This is a genomic window from Crateriforma conspicua, from assembly GCF_007752935.1.
In the GTDB taxonomy this organism is placed as follows: Bacteria; Planctomycetota; Planctomycetia; order Pirellulales; family Pirellulaceae; genus Crateriforma; species Crateriforma conspicua.
Genome location: NZ_CP036319.1, coordinates 1,804,407 through 1,820,786 on the forward strand (window position 1 = coordinate 1,804,407; position 16,380 = coordinate 1,820,786).

Annotated in this window: 18 protein-coding genes and 1 pseudogene; 13 read left to right on the forward strand and 6 right to left on the reverse strand. The window is 55.2% G+C overall.

Translation table 11 applies throughout. The features are described 5' to 3' along the window. Positions 1-3 precede the first annotated feature (3 nt). Genes Mal65_RS06770 through Mal65_RS06780 form a run of 3 tightly spaced genes read right to left on the reverse strand, consistent with a single transcriptional unit; the run spans position 4 to position 2,479 of the window. Positions 4-420 (reverse strand): hypothetical protein, encoded by a 417-nt coding sequence (locus Mal65_RS06770; protein WP_196784637.1) that lies wholly within the window; start codon positions 418-420, stop codon positions 4-6. Then, positions 417-1,991 (reverse strand): recombinase family protein, encoded by a 1,575-nt coding sequence (locus Mal65_RS06775; protein ID WP_145295175.1) that lies wholly within the window; start codon positions 1,989-1,991, stop codon positions 417-419. The genes Mal65_RS06770 and Mal65_RS06775 overlap by 4 nt, the downstream gene beginning before the upstream one ends. Then, positions 1,988-2,479 carry a DUF2924 domain-containing protein gene (locus tag Mal65_RS06780; protein ID WP_145295178.1) on the reverse strand — a complete coding sequence of 164 codons (492 nt, stop codon included), beginning with the start codon at positions 2,477-2,479 and terminating at the stop codon, positions 1,988-1,990. Before Mal65_RS06780 ends, Mal65_RS06775 begins: the two co-directional genes overlap by 4 nt. 1,612 nt (positions 2,480-4,091) lie before the next feature. On the opposite strand from Mal65_RS06780, the gene Mal65_RS06785 reads away from it, so the two are divergent. The 5 genes and pseudogenes from Mal65_RS06785 (at position 4,092) to Mal65_RS06805 (ending at position 6,518) form a co-directional block, all read left to right on the forward strand. Continuing rightward, complete coding sequence (locus Mal65_RS06785; RefSeq protein WP_145295181.1) at positions 4,092-4,349, forward strand: hypothetical protein; 258 nt, start codon at positions 4,092-4,094, stop codon at positions 4,347-4,349. A 17-nt stretch (positions 4,350-4,366) separates the two neighbouring features. Then, positions 4,367-4,570 carry a hypothetical protein gene (locus tag Mal65_RS06790; protein WP_165701113.1) on the forward strand — a complete coding sequence of 68 codons (204 nt, stop codon included), beginning with the start codon at positions 4,367-4,369 and terminating at the stop codon, positions 4,568-4,570. After that, positions 4,534-5,289: pseudogene (locus Mal65_RS06795) on the forward strand (type I restriction enzyme subunit R domain-containing protein); the annotation flags it as partial. The gene Mal65_RS06790 and the pseudogene Mal65_RS06795, both read left to right, overlap by 37 nt. 231 nt (positions 5,290-5,520) lie before the next feature. Further along, positions 5,521-5,898 (forward strand): helix-turn-helix domain-containing protein, encoded by a 378-nt coding sequence (locus Mal65_RS06800; protein WP_145295186.1) that lies wholly within the window; start codon positions 5,521-5,523, stop codon positions 5,896-5,898. Continuing rightward, on the forward strand, positions 5,895-6,518 hold the full coding sequence (locus Mal65_RS06805) for a mobile mystery protein B (protein ID WP_196784639.1): 624 nt from the start codon (positions 5,895-5,897) through the stop codon (positions 6,516-6,518). The genes Mal65_RS06800 and Mal65_RS06805 overlap by 4 nt, the downstream gene beginning before the upstream one ends. 325 nt (positions 6,519-6,843) lie before the next feature. Here Mal65_RS06805 and Mal65_RS27485 read toward each other — a convergent pair whose 3' ends face one another. Then, positions 6,844-7,104: a recombinase family protein gene (locus Mal65_RS27485; protein WP_145295192.1), complete on the reverse strand. Its 261-nt coding sequence runs from the start codon at positions 7,102-7,104 to the stop codon at positions 6,844-6,846. A gap of 88 nt (positions 7,105-7,192) precedes the next feature. On the opposite strand from Mal65_RS27485, the gene Mal65_RS06815 reads away from it, so the two are divergent. Both Mal65_RS06815 and Mal65_RS06820 read left to right on the forward strand, forming a co-directional pair. Next, a complete protein-coding gene (locus Mal65_RS06815; RefSeq protein ID WP_145295195.1) occupies positions 7,193-7,462 on the forward strand; it encodes a type II toxin -antitoxin system TacA 1-like antitoxin in 270 nt (89 codons plus the stop codon). 35 nt (positions 7,463-7,497) lie between these two features. Further along, on the forward strand, positions 7,498-7,980 hold the full coding sequence (locus Mal65_RS06820; RefSeq protein WP_196784640.1) for a GNAT family N-acetyltransferase: 483 nt from the start codon (positions 7,498-7,500) through the stop codon (positions 7,978-7,980). Positions 7,981-8,255: 275 nt separating this feature from the next. On the opposite strand, the gene Mal65_RS06825 is transcribed toward Mal65_RS06820, so the two are convergent. After that, a complete protein-coding gene (locus tag Mal65_RS06825; RefSeq protein ID WP_145295200.1) occupies positions 8,256-8,753 on the reverse strand; it encodes a hypothetical protein in 498 nt (165 codons plus the stop codon). Positions 8,754-9,610: 857 nt separating this feature from the next. On the opposite strand from Mal65_RS06825, the gene Mal65_RS06830 reads away from it, so the two are divergent. Together Mal65_RS06830 and Mal65_RS06835 are read left to right on the forward strand one after the other, a co-directional pair. Continuing rightward, a complete protein-coding gene (locus Mal65_RS06830) occupies positions 9,611-10,135 on the forward strand; it encodes a sigma-70 family RNA polymerase sigma factor (RefSeq protein WP_145295202.1) in 525 nt (174 codons plus the stop codon). After that, the gene (locus Mal65_RS06835; RefSeq protein WP_174820144.1) at positions 10,135-11,742 is read left to right on the forward strand and encodes a LamG-like jellyroll fold domain-containing protein; all 1,608 of its coding nucleotides are present in this window, start codon (positions 10,135-10,137) and stop codon (positions 11,740-11,742) included. The genes Mal65_RS06830 and Mal65_RS06835 overlap by 1 nt, the downstream gene beginning before the upstream one ends. 121 nt (positions 11,743-11,863) lie before the next feature. Here Mal65_RS06835 and Mal65_RS27170 read toward each other — a convergent pair whose 3' ends face one another. Next, positions 11,864-12,109, reverse strand: a complete 246-nt coding sequence (locus tag Mal65_RS27170) for a hypothetical protein (protein ID WP_231131390.1) — start codon at positions 12,107-12,109, stop codon at positions 11,864-11,866. Here Mal65_RS27170 and Mal65_RS06840 point away from each other — a divergent pair. The 4 genes from Mal65_RS06840 to Mal65_RS06855 all read left to right on the forward strand — a co-directional run bounded on the left by Mal65_RS06840 (position 12,011) and on the right by Mal65_RS06855 (position 16,243). Next, positions 12,011-13,483 (forward strand): sulfatase, encoded by a 1,473-nt coding sequence (locus Mal65_RS06840; protein WP_231131369.1) that lies wholly within the window; start codon positions 12,011-12,013, stop codon positions 13,481-13,483. The two genes, Mal65_RS27170 and Mal65_RS06840, sit on opposite strands and share 99 nt — an antisense overlap. A gap of 212 nt (positions 13,484-13,695) precedes the next feature. Next, positions 13,696-15,063, forward strand: coding sequence for a sulfatase family protein (locus Mal65_RS06845; RefSeq protein WP_196784848.1), 1,368 nt, complete (start codon positions 13,696-13,698; stop codon positions 15,061-15,063). A 390-nt stretch (positions 15,064-15,453) separates the two neighbouring features. Then, a complete protein-coding gene (locus tag Mal65_RS06850) occupies positions 15,454-15,825 on the forward strand; it encodes a hypothetical protein (RefSeq protein ID WP_231131301.1) in 372 nt (123 codons plus the stop codon). A gap of 46 nt (positions 15,826-15,871) precedes the next feature. Beyond that, the gene (locus Mal65_RS06855; protein WP_145295216.1) at positions 15,872-16,243 is read left to right on the forward strand and encodes a GxxExxY protein; all 372 of its coding nucleotides are present in this window, start codon (positions 15,872-15,874) and stop codon (positions 16,241-16,243) included. Positions 16,244-16,380 lie beyond the last annotated feature (137 nt).

A 16,380-nucleotide genomic window follows, 5' to 3' on the forward strand; every position in this document is an offset into this window, starting at 1 on the left:
GCGTCAAACATCTTTCGCCGCCGGACCGACTGAGCGAATCAGATCGCTCCACATTTCACGCTGCTTGACCCAACACAGTTGCTTCGTGATCGGACGCAAGTTCCTTTCGTGAATTTTGGAACGCCCCGTCATTTCGCGGGGCAGGTAGAGCAACGCTTCTTGGATCTCGGGGGCGAGCAGTGATAGGCTCAGAATTTGAGTGAGACGGGGCTGCGAGACTTTGCCCAACTCGGCAAGTTCGATCGTGTCCTGTGCCTCGCCACGCCGCAGCATCTCGTCCATACGAATCGCGAGCGCCATCAAGCGAGAAATCCTGGGAACCTTTCCGCGCCTTTTCACCGGCGGTTCGTCGGCCGATTCCGCCTTCTTCTTGGCGGGTTTCTTCAGGTTCACGTTGACCTTACATTTGACCGTAATCATGAATTCGTCTCCTGTTGTTGTTCGGTCGCTTCGGCGGAAAAGGCTTTGATGCCCGCCGGGTGCATCGAAATCGAAAGCGAGCTTTCGTCTGCGTCGAATTCAATCCGACTGATCAGCAACGTCAGCACCGCCGACTTCTCGCGAGTGTTCAGCTCATTCCAGACGTTGCCAAAATCTGCAAAGGCGGCGTTCACATCACGCTCGTCGATCTGTTCCGCAGTCAAACGTTCGATCTCGCCGTTAACGATTTCAAGCGACTCGATAATGCCGGCGACCTCCTGGTGCAATGCGGCCAATCGCTCTGAATCGCCAGACCCGGCATCCGTCGAATTGCTCACATGTTTCATCTGCTCGTGCTGGTGATTCAACCGTTGGGTGAGCTGCGTTCGTTGGGTAGTCAACTCCGCCAACTCCGCTTCACAACGTTTGCTCGACTGTTCCAGCACATCGCGGCGCAAACCTGGATCATCCGCGATGCAGCGAATCTGGTCGACCACAGCGGCCTCGATATCAGCCGCTGGCAACGAGGGTGACGGACAATACTTCCGCCCGCGTTTGATTGCCGTCACACACGTGTAGTAGCGGTACACTTTCGACCGGCGGCGAGCGACGTTGTGAACCATTGAGTAGTTGCACGCCGGGCAATAGATCAAACCTTTCAACAACGCCTGATACTTGTTGACCAAGTGATTGCCGCCGCCGCGAGCGTGACTACGCATCATCGCCGCGACATCGTCGAACAACTTCTGGTCAATGATCGGCGTGTGCTCACCCTTGAACGTCTGCGTCTTATGCTTGATCCGACCAATGTAGGTTTGGTTGGTCAACATTGTGTGCAGCGACGATTTATCAAACGGCTTGCCGCCTCTCGTCTTTCCCGATTTCGTTTTCCAAGACTTCAAGCACCATCCACGACGGTCAAGTTCTTCGACCACCGGCGTCATCGACTCCATCTCGAGGTACAAGCCAAAAATACGCCGCACCTTCGCCGCCTCGTCCGCGTTGACCACCAACTTCGGGCTTGGCCCGGATCGGTCGACGTCGTAGCCCAGCACCGGGATACCGCCTGCCCATTTACCACGCCGTCGCTGAGCCGCGATCTTGTCGCGAATCCGCTCGCCGATGATCTCTCGCTCGAATTGTGCGAACGAAAGAAGAATATTCAACGTCAACCGACCCATCGAGTGCGTCGTATTGAACTGCTGCGTCACCGAAACGAACGACACGCCATGGTTGTCGAACGTTTCCATGATCTTCGAGAAGTCCAGCAAGCTACGACTCAATCGGTCGACCTTATACACGACCACGCAATCAATCTTGCCCGCCGCGATATCCTCCAGCAATCGTTTCATCGCGGGCCGGTCAACGTTGCCGCCCGAGTAGCCGCCATCGTCGTACCTCGTCGAAATGACCTTCCAGCCCTCTTGCGATTGACTGGCGATGAAGTTCTCGCCGGCTTCACGCTGGGCGTCCAACGAATTGAATTCTTGATCGAGTCCTTCCTCAGTCGACTTACGAGTGTAAATCGCGCACCGAATGATCCGCCGTTCAGATTCCGTTTTCTTTTTCATTTCTGTCTCCTTCCGAGCCGAAAGAAGAGGAATCCGTTGTAGCTGACCCCGGTGATCTCGCCAGCGACTTTCGACAACGAACGAAACCGTTTGCCCTCGTACTCAAATCCGTCCGTCAATACGAGCACCCGAACCATCTGGCCCTTGTATCGCCGCTCCAGAAAGCTGCCCGGCGGTGGCAAGCGAGGATCCCAGTCGACGTACCCATCTTCCTCCGGCGTGGCCCGACGAACGTTGTCCAGAACTTCTTCGCGTGGAGCCGTCATACGAAGATCCGATGTTGCCGCCAACTCTCGAGCCTTCTGCTTCGCTTCGTTGCTCAGCCCGCCTTCGTCCAACGCTTGCAGCCGCCAAGCGATTCGTCGCACCAAATACTTCTTGTGGCGACTGCGACAAACTTCATCAAACACTTCTTCGTAGAGCGATCGCAGTTCATTGACTGTCTTGTCCTCAAGCGCGGCAACCGCCAGTCGAGTTTCATCCGTCATCGGCTCACCTCCGTGTTAGCTTGCTCCGTTTCGGAGACGATCGACATATCATTTTTGTCGAGCGAATCGGAATCTTGTTCGACGTCAACTTGATTCGACTGGCGAGTGTAGATCGCACATTGCGTCGAAGATTGTTCTGCCTTGGTCCGGCATCGAGTCAATGCACGCGAAAGAATGGCAGCGATATTGCTGCGTCTTGCATCACTCATGAATGGGTACCTCTGTGAAAGAAGGAATGGATTCGGCCGCGGTCATCTGCCGCTCAGAAACCGCGTCCGTCACAGAGAGCCCTGGAAACCGACCCGCCTCAAGCCGTTTTCCCAAAGAGTCTTCAAGAGTTCCCGAAACAGCTTCCAGGCAAAACCGTTTCCATCGCCCCACACCGCGACCAAGCAACTCAGCCACAGCCCGTCGTCGCGCATCTGGCGACAACTCACCCACATCAAAATCCGACTTACCCACACGCAACCCTTTGAAAGAACGACAAGCAACCGGGAGCAACCAAACGCTCCCTCCCCGGTTACCTATGCCGTCCTACCGTTCGCCTGCGCGCCAAAGTAGAATTCAAGCCAATCAAAAAAATATTCACCCCACCAAGGAACGGTAACGAACAAACCGATCCCCGAGATCGAGCAATTCCTAAGAGAAAATCACTACATAATCTGCCAAGTGTTCTGACCAACGGTTAGAATCCCACAAGAGTTTGAAAACCGCCGGTCGCCCACAACTTCTCTGTTTGGTTAGGAAACTGACCGCCAGGGGTAAACTCCGAAAGCCGACGTTTTGCAAACCGCAGAACGCCGGCTTTTTTCGTGGCTTTACCGCGATTTGCTGCTATCGCGGACTCTCTGGTGAGAGAGTTTTGGCGGGCCAGTTGGTGCGGGTGCCGGCGGTTTTGGGCCGATATCGAGACGCTTTCGAGCGGAATCTCTCTCGACTCTCTGGGTGCTTGGCGGTCTCGGGTAAACGGAGCTGGGTTATCGAGCGTCTGGCCCGCTCGGGATGGTCGATTCGTTGCTGGTCTGACTCGGCGGAATGGACGGCGGACGAAATTTGACTTTTCGGGTGATGGGGCGCGCGGTGCGGAGGCGGCATAGATAGTTCCGGTGGGAGTTTCGCTTTGGAACTCTCGGAACATCGCTTCGCACGTGGGAGATGCCGCTATCGCTCGAAATGTCCTTTCTCAATCCGCCACGCCCGCGGACATTCGGCTGCAAAGAATCGCAGCCATCTTGGCGATCGGAATCGATCGCGTTCATCGGTCCGACGGAAGTGTTGGCGTCGATGCGCAAGAAGAGACCCCAAGCTCGGAACCTGTTTCGCCAAATCTCGCGAACTCTTTACCCAAGCGGCTTGAGCCTGCCAACATCCGTCGTTGCCGGCCGGCGAGATTGAGCGTGCTGTCGTGGACCAGGTGCGGGCGATCGCAGGCGATTCGAACCTGCGGGATGAGATTGTTCGACAAGCGAATGAGTCGTCGAAACATCGTACTCGCGAGTTTGAAACGCAAAGAATACAGCTGACCCGGCAACTGACTCGCGATCACAGAGAAATCCAGGCTTTGGTGTTGGAGCGGGATGGGCACAGTTCGACGAGCGCGCGGATCGCCGACTTGCAACAGCGAATCGAGTCGGCCGAACGCAAACTCACGTCGGTCAAACGAGATTTGGCCGATGCGAAGAAGCACTGTCTTTCAGCCGAATACATCTCAAACACGTTTGCAGAATTTGACCGAATCTGGGACGTGTTTAATATTCGCGAACAGGCGGAGTTGCTTGGATTGCTGGTCGCGAGCGTCGAATTCGACCAGAGCGACAGCACGATCGAAATCTCATTTCATCGCAGCGGCATCGGGTCGTTGTCGACCTGACGGCCGATCGCCGGGCCGTGCTGATCTTCGCCGCCAGCGTTGCCCACGGCCGGCAAGTCGTCGAAACGTTGGCGAAAAATCACGACATCGAGTGTGGCTTCGTGACTGGTGAGACGCCTGCCGACGAACGCGACGAGTTGTTGTCCCGCTTTCGTGGCGATGCGCCGGCGTCGTTGCTTACCGACGAAACGCCTCAATTGAAGGCAAGGCGATGTTCGTAGGGATGAGCCGCCAAATCTGCGTCGACCTTTTCGATGAGATCATCGCGTTACGTCCTGACTGGGCGGGTACGAAGATCAAGAACGATGAAGGCCAGGAGGTCGGCTACAACCACGAAGACGGTGCGATCCGCATCATCATGACGGGTTCGGCGACCGACAAGCCAGACTTGCAACAACACGTCTTCACCAATCGAGCAAAGAAGCGCCTCGAAAAGCGATTCAAGGACCCCAATGATCCGCTGAAGATCGTGATCGTCCGTGACATGTGGCTGACGGGCTTTGACGCGCCTTGCTGTCACACGATGTACGTCGACAAACCGATGTCCGGCCACAACCTGATGCAGGCGATCGCTCGGGTGAATCGAGTTTTCAAGGACAAGCCTGGTGGCGTCGTCGTGGACTACATCGGAATCGGTAGCGAGCTAAAACAAGCACTCAAGACCTACACCGACGCGAAAGGCAAGGGGCAACCGACGCTGAAGGCCGAAGAAGCCCTGGCCGTTCTGGGTGAAAAGATGGATGTCGTTCGTGGTCTGTTGCACGGTTTCGACTACTCCAGCTATCGCACCAATGCCTTGGCGATCTTGCCGGAAACCGCGAACCATATCCTGGCGTTGGAACCGCAGGGTGACAAAACTGGCAAGCAGCGATTCCTGGACGTGATGGCATCGATCACCAAGGCCTACTCCCTCTGCAGCACCTTGGACGAAGCGGCGCAGTAACCGCTCTGTTGAGGGGTGCCTGCACAGGCGGGGCCGGTATCGGGCCGCAAACGCTCTCGCTTGAGTAGTATCGCGTTTTTGTCGTCTTTTGCGAAGCGTATCCTCGCTGCCAGACAAACTGTCAATTGACTTTTGTGTCACACATGCAACAATTTAGTTGCGGCCGATGAGCTGCAGGTAGTTCCCAATTTGCAAATCAGCGCCTCCAAATTAGCCGGACGTGTCGCCATGCTCCTTTCCGAAATAGTTGCCCGCATCCAAGAACGAAAACGAGAGCTCGATATCTCTGTTTCGGATCTTGCGCGCCGCAGCGGTGTTTCGCGGGCCACGGTCATTCGGATTCTCGGCGGTGAGGATCACGAATTCTCGTTCGCAAACTTGCAGGCTATTCTGGCCGCGTTGGGTAGCTCTCTCGATCTAACCGAGATTCCCGCCGAGCAATTTCGAGATCAGATAGCCACCGCAAAAGCCGAACGTTTGATTGCACTTACGCAGGGCAATGTGGCTCTCGAGTCCCAAGCTGTCTCGCGGGCTTCGGCTCAATCGCATCTCGAAGAAGCGAAAGCTCGGATTGCATCGTCCAGTCGAAAACTGTGGGCCTCATGAACTCGGGTCGTGGCAAAAGCACGGGGCTTGGTTCTAGCGGGAAAGATGACGGCACGCCGTTTGACGGGTCGGGCCTAAAGCTCAAGACGATCAAAACACGACGCGAGCTCAACGAAGTTGAGTTTGAGTCGATCCTTCGCGTGACAGAGAAATACTTGCTGTCGAAATCCTCCCGGAAGTTCGCGCCGTTCAATTTCGATTGGCTCCTCGGACTCCACCGCGAAATGCTGGGTTCGATCTGGAGTTGGGCAGGAGAGATCCGATCGACTGAAAAGAACATCGGTGTGAACCCCAACATCATCGCCGCGGAACTCGGGGTGATTGCGATGGAGGCCGACAAGAGACATAACGAAACGGGCGCTCTCGTGATCGCAACCGCTGCTGAGTTTCATCACCGCGCGGTTTGGGTTCATCCCTTTGAAGACGGCAATGGTCGTTGGGCGAGACTCTTGGCAAACATATGGCTGATGCAACATGACCAGCCGGCCACGCTTTGGCCCGCCACTGATCTTCGCGACACAGAGAGTCCAATTCGCGACGAGTACATTGCCGCGATCAAGGCGGCTGACTCACGAAACTATGAGCCGCTGATTGACTTGCACCAAAGGTTTAGCGAGTAAACACGCATATTATTTGAGGCACGACACATAGCGTCTCACTCATTGTCTCGCTTTCGAAGCAGAAGAAAGTCGCGAACGGCTGGATCGCTGGCCAAACCGATAGCTCGGTCGTACGCCGCCGCCGATTCTGCATGCCCGAGCCTTCGAAGCACGTCGGCCCGCACGGCCCAGTACGGTTGATAGTCCTTAACCTTCGCCGTGTCGAGCGAGTCGAGTATGTCCAATGCGTCTCGACATTCTCCGTGATTCGCGAGTGCAGCGGAAAGCGAAACTTGCACACCGATCGTGGGCGCGACGTCGAGTAATGCGCGGCAAAGGTCAATAATCACGCCAAGCCAAGCAATCGCGAGAGTTCAGGTCGATCCAAGGTTTCGCTGGACTGACCCTCGTCCGAGAACACCGTCGCTACCGTCCATCCTTTCTGCGAGGCAAGCGATCGGCACAGGTCGGTTTGGTTCTGGCAGCAACTATAGGTGAGTCCTCTTGTTCGAGATTGACGCACATCGACTGCCGCCGCTCGGGGCAACTTCGGCCCGTCATTGGAGCTCAAATCATTCTCGATAGTCGTGTTACGAGGATCCTCCACAAGAGCTTGCCGTGTATAGCGGTTTGCAGTACAATCAACTTCGGTGAAACAGGCGAACGAATGTTTGAATCATGGAGTCTAATACGCGATGCAGAAGAATAGTTCCTTGATGGTGCGGCTCGATGAAGAATCGAAGGCATTGCTCAGCGCTGCCGCTGAACTGCGGCGCGTGAGTGTGAGTGATTACGTTCGCAGTGTTGTCATGGGTCAGGCCGAACGTGAATTGGCAGCGGCACGGTCACACACGATTGCGATGACGCCCACGGAACAACTGGATTTTTGGAACGCGCTTGCTAAGCCACCCAAATTGACCAAGGCGCAAAAAGGACTCGGAGCGATCATGCGAGGCGATGCGTGAGCGGCGTTCGCTTTCCCGACGGCTGGCGAGTCGAATTGCTGTCCAAGTCACACAACCGGAAAGGGTTTCAATCCGGGCAAGACGAAGTCGATGCATGGCTGAAAAAGACAGCGTTTCAGAATCAGAAGAAACACCTGAGTTCCACCAAGGCATTGCTCGATTCTGAAAGCAGCATTGTCGGCCACTACACGTTGGCAACATGCCAAGTCGACTTTTCTGACCTACCCGTCGAAATTGCCAAGTCACTTCCCAGTCGGCAGTTGCCCGTCGCCGTCTTAGCGTGGCTCGGAATCGACAAATCGTTTCAAGGGCGAGGCATCGGCAAGCGTTTACTCGCCACCGCCTTAAAAGATTGCTACGACGCAGCCCAAACCTTCGCGTTCATCGCCGTCATTCTCGACTGCGTCGACGCCCCCTCCAAAGCGTTCTATCAACAGTTCGACTTCGCCGAACTCCCCGGCTACCCCATGCGACTCTACTTGCCCTTCAAACTATTAGAAAGGCTCGCCCTCGGCTGATGGCAGAGCGTCACTGTTCACAGAGAACCACATAACCTGACGGTCGTTGGTTTTTTTGAACGCTTGAAAGATCGTTAACTGTACCAACCCCAGTCAAACTCGAGTGACTGACGAGTAAACGAATTGGCCGGCCGTGGGGAGTCCCCGTTGAGTGGGTCGGGCTGGCTTGGACTTGGGCCAAGACTTTCGGCGCTCTCTGTCTCTGCGATCTCCGGCGAAGGTGAATTTCTGAGATTTAGAGAGTCTACGGGTTTCGGCGATTTCGTCGACGCGAACTACGCTGAATCTGCAGGCGGGTGATACGGATTGTCCGAGGTGTGCAGATCCGTTGCGACTTCGGTTTCAATTTCTGGTGGGGCTTCTACGAGCGGTTTCATGGGCTGTTTGCGGATAGCAAGTCGGATGACGAACAGGACCGCGGCAACGCCAACAAAAATCAGGCCGGCTTGGAAGCCATAGATCAGTGGGCCGAGAGTTCGGTTGGCTCCGTCGACGGTCAGAGCTTCGTAACCTTGCTCGGTCATTTCGGCCGGATGCGTGTCTGCCCATTCGGCTCGGATTCGCCACTTCTCTTCGATCTCTGAAGATGACCACTGCGTTGCCGTCATCACGAGACCACCGATCGCGATGACTTTCAAAATACGGCGAAGCACGTTGTGCCGGATCAGCGACAAAGCGATGAGCACGCCGACGCCAGCCCATACGACGGCTGGGTAGCCCCACGAGTAATCGTTGGTCCGCGACGATTCCCAGATTTGATTGAACGGGTCCACTGTGGGGCTTGGCCTTCAGAAGCTTTTTTATCTCGGTCACCATTATCCACTATTTTGATCGCGCGGTTTGCATGTGTGACCCTGAGGGAGTGATTTGTGTCAGCGGAGAGCGAGGCTTTCTGAGCCAGTTTGAAGGGACGGGATCATGGGGTGAGAACCGTCGGGCTCGTTGGCGAATGCCGAGGCTGATTTGCTTGTGCCGCTGACAGGCTTGCGACAGATTCAGCCGGCGAGCGCGCGAGAAACGGGAAATCGAAAAATGGTCACCGAATCGCTTTTGGCACACATAAGAAGCCGAAATCCGTCGCCGATTCGGCATCGAAGCCGCCCAAGAGGTGTGCGGTCACGAAACTGCCAATGTCACCCAGGTCTGCGCCAAGCAAGATCGCGACATCGCGAAACGCGTGGCTCACGAAGTTGGATGAGAACCGGACAGCAAGCTGAGCTTATTCCATGGCAATCGCTTCGTCGGATGCCGGTGCGCGCTCGGGGAAAGACAGCAACTCGTGTCGGTCTGCATGATCTCCGCGTCGACACGGAAACGCTTCATGCTGGAGGCTGGTCCAGCCTGTTGCACGAAGAAGGATTGGGAATTGCAGTCGATCGTTCTCGCCGATGCACGAAAATGAAGCGATAAGTTCCGGCCGTTAACTTTGAATTGATGATTCATAAAGTTCCCCAGGCCAAATCGGAACTGGTATGGATTCCAGGCTGTCGAGTTGGCCGAACAGACCCAATTCCGGACGGTGAACGCAGTGGAATCAAAGATGGTCGGAGATTTTTCGGATTCTTGTTAACGATTCCCGTTCGCGGTCGGCATACGGTCAATCTGCTGTCGTATCGTATCAGTCGTGACTATGGACGAAAACAAGAAACGCGAAGACTTTACTCAGAACTGGCTGGAGGCTGAGCCTTCGGTATCAGCGTACGTCTTTGCGTCTATCAGCGGCTTTCATGATGCTGAAGACGTCGTTCAAAAGATCGCTCAGGAGCTGGCGCGTCGATTCGATGAGTATGACTCGGGGCGTTCGTTCGTTGCGTGGGCGCTGTGGATTTCCAAATCGCGGGTGATTGATTTTTACAGGGTTCAGGGACGATCACGAATTGTTTTCTCGGACGAATTGCTCGGACGGCTGGCTGACACGATTGCCAGTCAGGCTGACGGCCGAAGTCGACGGCGCGAAGCGTTGGAGGCCTGTCTGGATGAACTCCCGCCAAGGTCACGCCGACTGCTCGACTTGCGGTATGTGGAAGAGTTATCAGCCGAAGAAACGGCTCGAGAAATCGGTTCCACCGGTAGCTCGGTGCGCGTTCTGTTGTCGCGCGTGCGGAATGCTCTTGCTGGTTGCATTGAGCGACGAATCGCGATGGAGAATTCGTGATGTCCGTCGACAATGACTTGATCGATCGCATTCTCGAAGGAGAGGTGTCCGACGAGGAGGCCGCGGAGTTGCAGAGTTGGCTTCAGGATCAAGAAAACCTCGAACGATTTGCGCTTCGTGCCGAGTTGCATTCGGGCTTGCGGCGTTCTCTGCAGCGACAGCTTATTCAGAAGAATGCACTGGATGCGAGCGAAGATAATCATGTCGCTGCGTTCGATTCATCGCAGGAGAAACGACAGGCGTCGGTTCTCCAGTCGCGAAGGACACTGGGGCTGGGCATAACGGGGCTCGTGACGGCGGCCAGCATTCTCTTTGCCTTCGTGTGGCCTGAAGCCGAATCTGTGCCAAAACAAAAGGTTGCTGCGGCGGCTAAGATCGTGGGTAACGTCAGCGGTACACTCATGAGAAGCGGTTCGCATTGGGACGACGCTAAGATCCCACCTGGCGATTACGAGCTACAGAAGGGATTGTTGAATCTGCAGTTCGGCGGTGGCGTGATGGTCTATATCGAAGCTCCTGCGCATTTCGATGCAGTTAGCGATAAGCGTGTGGTGCTGCATAGCGGTCGACTGTCGGCCAGAGTACCTCCCGAGGGTATTGGGTTCACTGTGGAAACTCCCGCAGCGGAGGTCGTCGACTTTGGCACCGAGTTCTGCGTCGATGCAGAAGCTGGCGCAAGCGAGGTGCATGTTTTTGATGGGCTCGTGCGAGTTCATCCCGGGGCTTTGCAACAGCGTGCCTTGTCGAGGTCCGTTGATTTGCAGGCATCGCAGGCTGTGCGGATTGCTGACGGCGAAGTTGAGCCCGAGGGCATCACCATCGCAACCGACAGATTCATTCGTGACTTTGACGAACCGAAGTGGAACTATGCTCGCTTGGTCAAGCGGTTGAAGCCACTGGCCATCTACCGAATGCCAATTCGCGACCGCGGGCTGGTTTCTGAACCGCCCGAATATTCTGGCATTGTGGTGACCGGGGATGGAAAGCGTCCGCCACATGCCCGTGGTGTGTTCGTGGGCGGTTCTCTTCGAATCGGCGCCGATTCCACCGGTCGCGGAGGACGGGTTGATTCGCCGCCGGCATTGGGCACGGGGCAATTCTCTCTAGCTTGTTTCGTGTACCTCGAAGCGCCCGCACGCGGCACGATGGTTGCCACGAACCTGCATGATGGTCAGGGCAACTTCAGCCTTTCTCTTAATAAGCTTGGTCGGCTGCAGGCCACGGTCAAGAACGACGATGGTGACGCCGTAGTGGACGAGGCCACGAGTCCTGAACCAGCCGAGAGTGCCCCGGGAACAGGACTCGTGACCTCGTCCACTACAAGCGATTCCGTCCTGCCGCAAGAGACATGGCGGCACGTCGTTGTGACCGCTGATGGAGAACGATTGCAACTCTACGAAGACGGTACGCTCGTCGCATCGACACCCTGTGCGGCGATGGCGGGCAGTGACTCTGACGCTACGGTCTGGTTCGGCACGGACCCTAAAGCGATTCAGGTGTGGGATGGTCGGATCGACGAGTTGGCCCTTTTCGACCGAGCACTCAACGAAAATGAAATCGCGTCACTTTACCGAACTGCTCAAGAAGAGATCGTCAGATCAAGATGACAACGACTGCGCCTTCACGTCCAGCCAACGGAGCACCATCAGTGCATCGTCGCCAGCCTCCAGGTACGACGTCGTGGGCGATCGTTACGAGTCCAAAACAGGGGATTCGTGACCTCATCCACTACAAAAAATCTATCCCGAAAGCATGAAACTTATGAATATAATACACCGTCTTCTTTTCAGCATCGTTGTATTTACCACAACCTGTATTGGCCAACTGGTTGCGGCGAATACGCGACCCAATGTCGTGTTTCTGGCGGTCGACGACATGAACGATTTTGTCGGATGTCTTGAGTCGCGCCCGGGTGCGATCACGCCAAACATTGATCGGCTTGCCGCTCGTGGCGTGTGCTTTACCAATGCTCATACCGCCGGTGTGTTTTGTGCACCCAGTCGTGCGGCGATTTTTTCCGGCCAGTACGCATCGACAACCGGATGCTACATGACTCCGAACTACTTTGTGCATCATCCGGAAATTGAATCGCTGCAAATGAGCTTTGCCAAAGCGGGTTACACCACGCTGGGCGCTGGCAAGCTGTTTCATCATCCCGCTGGAGCGATCGACCAGCGTGGTTGGACAACGTTCTTCCTGCGGAACCAGTTCCAGCGAGAAGGCGGTTGGGCTTTGGAATCGTGGAGCAGCGATACGCCTGTGCCGCAGCCCTTTCCGAACAGTGTTTACAACAAAGGCAAAGAGATCACCGGCGGGCTTTTCCTGGAATGGGGAGCTGTTTCAAACGAACAAGAAGAGGAGATGGCCGACACGATCCGTTCCAACTGGGCGGTCGACCAGCTGAAACGAAAACACGACAAGCCGTTCTTCCTGGCTTGTGGTTTCTACGCTCCTCATTACCCCAACTATTGTCCGCAAAAGTACTTTGATTTGTACGATCGAGACGCCATCGAGACTCCTGCGTTCAAAGAAGATGATCTCGCTGACCTTCCGCAGAAGATCATCAAGCAACGACAGAATCGCAAGAAGCAGCACTACGACAAGCTCGTAGCGATGGGAGCATGGAAGGACGCTCTGCACGGATACCTTGCCTGCACCAGCTATGCCGACGCCATGGTCGGTCGAATTTTGGATGCTCTAGCTGCGAGTCCTTATGCCGACAACACGATCGTCGTGCTGTGGAGCGATCACGGCTATCACCTGGGTGAAAAAGGCCAGTGGGGCAAGCACACGTTGTGGGAACGAACCTCCAACGTGCCGTTCGTCTGGGCGGGCCCCGGCGTGGCAAAGGGAGTTCGCTGCGACGTGACGGTCAGCCTGATCGACATCTATCCAACGCTGGTTGAAACGTGCAACTTGCCGGCGCCGCGTCAGGAGCTGGAAGGCGTTTCGCTGGCATCGACACTGCAGTATCCCGGCGATGCCAAAGATCGAACCGTGTATTTGCCCTATATGAACCCCGGTGAATACACAGTGATGAATCGCGATTGGCGTTTCATTCACTACGACGACAAGAACCAAGAACTGTACAACGTCAAAGAGGATCCGCATGAGTGGGACAACCTCGCATCCGACCCGCAGCAGGCGGACGTCATCGCCCGACTACGGGAGTCGGCACCGAAGAAGTTCGCCGATCCGGAACCCAAGCTCAACGCGAGACGTGACCTAGTGGTCGAAGGCGAATCTTTTCGCTGGGAGAAAGGCGAAGGCAACTATGTGCCACATCCAAAGTATCTGCCTTACACCGATCCGGCGTTAAAGCAAGAGCAATCGAAGCCGCGACGGTAACGACGCATAGAGAACGATGGGCATTCGTAGTGGACGAGGTCACGAGTCCGGCACCATCCATCAGATTTAATAAGCATATTGTTGATCGCGGACTCGTGACCTCGTCCACTACAAATTGACTGACCGATCGCCCAAGACACGAAAGTGAGAAGCAGTATCTGATGGACAATTTGAGATGTCTGAGTTTGATGCATCAGTATGCAACCGCAGCAATGCTGTTGTTATTGTTGTCGGGCAGTGTCTTTGGCGATCAAACCGCATCCGAGCGCCCGCCGAACATCGTCTTAATGTTTGCGGACGACCTTGGCTACGGAGACATCGGTTGCTACGGACACCCCTACGCTCGAACGCCGGCGATCGACCAACTGGCCAAAGAAGGCACGCGGTTCACTCAGTTCTATGTGACAGGCGTCACATGTAATCCCAGCCGAACGGGGCTCATGACCGGACTGTTTCCGGCGCGGCTTCCGAAATATGCGGCCGACTTCGGTTTTGGAGACCGCACGACCATCACCGAGTTGTTAAAGAAGCGAGGCTACAGCACCGGGCACTTCGGAAAGTGGCACATTGGCCCCCGCGACAGCGACGGCACCTATGGAATCGATTTGGTCGAGACAATCGGCAAGGCCCGAGACGCAACGAGCGGGAAGACCGGACGCGATCACGATTTGTATTCGGCGGCGATTGATTTCATTCGTGACAATAAGGAAGGTCCGTTCTACGTCAATATTTGGGGACATGCGACGCATTTTCCCGTCAATACGGCAGATGGTTTGGTTGCCGAATTCAAAGACGTGAAGGTCGACCGAAATGACTTCTCGCTGACCATGCAACACAAGTTTGATGAGTGCCAAAAGATCGGCGGCGATCTCGATGAATCCATGCGGCAGTATCTCGGCGATGTCTACCAGATCGATTTGAATGTCGGGCGGGTGCTGAAGACGCTCGATGAGTTGAGGCTCCGGGAAAACACGATCGTCGTCTTCTCCAGCGACCACGGACCTGCACCGGTGATCCTTGGGAAGCAAGGTGCCCGCGAATTCTCGAACAACATGCTGGGTTACGCGGGCGAGTTTCGTGGCGGCAAACACGAGCAATACGAAGGCGGAACGCGTGTGCCATTCATCATTCGTTGGCCGGGCCGAGTAAAGGCAGGCAAAGTCGACTCCGCCAATATTGTCTCCTTTGTCGACTGGCTGCCGACACTTTGCTCGATAGCCGGGATTGAGGAACTGCCGTCGCAACTTGACGGAGAGAACATTTCCGACATCTGGCTTGGTGCCGACCGCCAGCGCACAAAGCCGCTGTTTTGGAGGGCCAGTTCCACGGGCAGTACTCCCGCGATGCGCGTCGGTAAATGGAAACTGCACTTGCCACGAAAGCAACGCGGCGAACCGGAACTCTACGATCTTTCCGTCGATCCGAGCGAACGCAACAACATTGCAGAGACTCATCCAGAAGTCGTCGCCAGCCTTGGAAAGTCGCTCCAGGCATGGGTTGCCGAGCTGCCGGCGGAATACGAAAAGATTGAGAAGACAGAGCCGAAAAAACGAAGCCGTGACCGCAAAAAGAACCGGTAGTTGAAATTCTCGTAGTGGACGAGGTTGCCAGTCCTGTGCAACTTCGGGACTCGTGACCTCGTCCACTACGGTCACATGTTCTGATAAATCGCAAAATTAAATGAGACCTTTCATTCAAAATCTAATCGCTGCGGCCTGTCTCTTGACACTTGGGGGCGAATCCGCCGCGACGGCGCCGGGCGAACGAAAGCCAAAGCGAAATACGAAAAATTTGAAAAGGCAGAGCCGAAGAAACGAAGCTGTGATAGCAAAAAGAACCGGTAGTTGAAATTCTCGTAGTCCTGTGCAACTTCGGGACTCGTGACCTCGTCCACTACGGTCACATGCTCTGAAAAATCGCAAAATCAAATGAGACCTTCCGTTCAAACTCTAATCGCTGCGACCTGTCTCTTGGCACTTGGGGCCGAGTCTGTCGCGACGGCTCCGGGCGCGAAATCGCTTCACGAGGCCATCTACTATCTGCGTGGTCGAGGGGCTCAGGCGATCCGTTTTGGCGACTGGAAGTATCGCATTGCTACTGAGAAGTCGCCGAAAGAGAAGAAATCAAAACGGAAGGCCGCAAGCGTCACAAAGCCGGAGAAGATCAACGTCGAGACGCTCCACAACCTGAGCAACGACATCGGTGAGCAGACGAACCTGATTGATGAACATCCCGAGATCGCACAGCGTTTGAAACGACAACTCGCAACGTTCGAGACGGATCTCAGAAAGAACTTACGTCCCGCGGGAGTTGCCAGCGGTGTTTCGACCGGAGGGGATTAGCCACAGATGAACACGGATAAACACAGATGAACACGGATAAACACAGATGAATGAGAGCGAGTTGAATGCGTTGACGGAGAAGATCATTGGGTGCGCGTTTCAGGTTTCAAATACGTTGGGAGCGGGTTTTCTGGAGAAGGTCTATGAGAATGCGCTGGCGATTGAGCTCCGCAAGAACGGTCTTGAGTTGAAGCAGCAGGCCCCGATCAAAGTAATCTACGGAGAGACGGTGGTTGGGGAATACTTCGCGGATCTCCTTGTGTCGGATTTGGTAATCGTTGAAATTAAAGCAGTGAAAGAGATTAGCGATGCATTCGCGGCTCAGTGCCTCAACTACTTAAAAGCAACCGGACTTCCGATTTGCCTCCTGCTGAATTTCGGTAAACCTCGCATAGAAATAAAGCGTTTTCGCCTTTAACCATCTGTGTTCATCTGTGGCCCAACCACCTTGGACCGCGTGATTCGCCACAGATGAACACAGATGAAGAAACTAGAACTCGTCGCGACAAGCCGGGTGATCACATTGAGGGCATGGTCCTTCGCCTTCAATAATTC